This window comes from Vibrio sp. Vb0349 (assembly GCF_033338975.1).
Map to the genome: position 1 here is coordinate 1 of NZ_JAWOTS010000075.1, position 2,198 is coordinate 2,198.

General features: G+C 43.1%; 3 protein-coding genes and 1 pseudogene. All 4 read right to left on the bottom strand.

Features of this window, described 5'->3' with window-relative positions; translation table 11 throughout:
- Window positions 1-200: 200 nt before the first annotated feature.
- Window positions 201-569, bottom strand: a complete 369-nt coding sequence (locus R7Q47_RS23265) for a VOC family protein (RefSeq protein ID WP_248487626.1) — start codon at window positions 567-569, stop codon at window positions 201-203.
- Between the two features lie 146 nt (window positions 570-715).
- Window positions 716-1,150: a GNAT family N-acetyltransferase gene (locus tag R7Q47_RS23270; RefSeq protein ID WP_248486671.1), complete on the bottom strand. Its 435-nt coding sequence runs from the start codon at window positions 1,148-1,150 to the stop codon at window positions 716-718.
- A 92-nt stretch (window positions 1,151-1,242) separates the two neighbouring features.
- Window positions 1,243-1,419: pseudogene (locus R7Q47_RS26920) on the bottom strand (HNH endonuclease); the annotation flags it as partial.
- Window positions 1,420-1,452: 33 nt separating this feature from the next.
- Window positions 1,453-2,076, bottom strand: coding sequence for an HNH endonuclease (locus tag R7Q47_RS23275; RefSeq protein ID WP_411912879.1), 624 nt, complete (start codon window positions 2,074-2,076; stop codon window positions 1,453-1,455).
- Between the last annotated feature and the right edge of the window lie 122 nt (window positions 2,077-2,198).

The following is a 2,198-nucleotide window of genomic DNA, read 5'->3' on the forward strand; positions in this document are numbered from 1 at the left end:
AACGTAAGTACCATTGCAACCCAGTCGATTCCATAGTACTGAAAATATCCCATTTTTCCTCCAAGCACATAACGCCCTGTTAAGGGGTGAGCAACGCAATACCGAAGCCACCGCATACCACCTTAATCACTAAAACCAACGCATAGTAAAAATGCCACGCGTTGCGAATCCCTCTTGAACAGTTTGTTAGGGCGCAGAGCCTATTGATACACGCTGACTTCTATTAAGTTTTTATCAAGATCCAAAAAATAGACCGATTGGATTGCACCAACAGCTCCTGATTTTTCGACTGGACCCTCTATGATTTTGACATTTTCTTTGACTAAATGGTTTACCACTGATGTCAACGGCCAATCTGAAATTAAGCAAACATCACGTGAACCAACATTAGCTACATTTCGCGGTTCTTGGCCAAGAAGCTGAAAGTTAATCTTTTGATTTCCGAACGTTACAGCCTTACGGCCATTGGAAAAAGTCACCTCTTCCATGCACAAAACCCGTTTATAAAAGTCCACTGATTTTTCTATGTCGGAGACTGTGAGAACAATATGATCTATGTGATGAATCATCATTTTACTCCTTGCGCCCTAACGCCCAATTAAGGTGTGAAGCACGCAATGACTATGCCTCCGCATTGCACTTAAACACCGAAATCACCGCATACCGAAAATGCCACGCGTGCTGAATCACTCTTAAATGCTTTGTTATGTGCGTACTAAACATTACCACTGCAAGACGAGTTAAAAGAAAACATACGTACTTCATCACGTGGAAACCAACCTAGTTTTTCATAGAAATATTGAGAATTCAGGTTTTCATTGGCAACAAATAAGTGAGTTTTAGCTATACCAATTTTCGATAATGTATCGACCGCTGAGGATATGAGTTTGGCACCAATGCCTTTGCCTCGACAATTCGCGTTTACAGCCAAATGTTGTACGTAGCCTCGACGACCATCTGTACCCACTAAAATTGCACCTACAATAGTGCCACCATCTACAGCGACAAAGCTGAGATTGGGGTTACGTTCTAAGTATTTACCTATGTTTTCTCTAGAGTCTGCATCACGCAGCAACATAGCTTCTGTTTCAGACCAAAGCTCAATAACTTGAGAGTAATCCGAGATATCCATTTCTCTAATCAATGCCATTTTCCCTCTAAGCACATAACGCCGCATTAAGGTGTGAGCGACGCTTGGCTATACTTGAGCGAAGCGAAAATGCCAAGCGTTGCGAATCACTCTTAAATGCTTTGTTGGGCGATTTTTTCTTCGATGCTAAGGGCTATTCTTAACAACCGTTCGTTGAACTCTTTGCTGTCGATTGAATAATGCGCTCTCCTATGGCAAGTAGGACATAGAGCGATAACATTTTCCGGGCAGTCAGCACCACCGTCAGCAAGCCTAGTTAAATGATGGACTTCTAGATAAGGTCCAGCCTTAGTTTCAAAGGGTTACTTGCTTCTGCAACCTTCACAAACCCCATTTGCGCGCTTTTTGGCATATAACTTTATAGCCTCACTGCGATAACGGACATGAGCAACTTGTTCTTTAACGTCCACATCGTTTGGGGTCACAGCCGTAGCAATATCGCGCAACTGCTTAAGTGATTTGCTTTTAGTCGGTTTGGTTAAGTAAGGAGCCTTGCCATTTTCCACTCCCGGAAGCCTTGGTTGCGGAAGTACGTCCAAGTGAAAAATGAAAGCATCTCGAAGTTGACCATTTTTGTCAGGTCGCTGCTCGATGTGGTGTTCAATGTAACTACATACTCCGACAAAACGCACAAAGCCTTTGGTCGTCGACTCAAACAACAAGATTTCTTTTTTGTTTTGCTGGTGCTCGAAGATTGCCAAATTACCTTTGGCCATCTGCATATCACCTACTTGACCTTCGCCTGTATACCTAAACGTACCATCAGGACCAAAACCATCGGAATAGCCGAACTCTTCACCAGCATCACTGGTAAATATAAATACATAAGGATGATTAGCTGGCGTAGCGATACCACCATACTGTTGCCCTTTGTATACGCCGTGAATATCAGAGCGACGGTTATAGATTTTACCAACTTCGAACAATGAACTCTCCTAATCGCCTAACGCCCGCTTAAGTGGTGAGCAACGCAATACGATGTTTCTGCAAACCACCATAATCACTAAAACCAACGCATAGTAAAAATGCCACGCGTTGCGAATCCGTC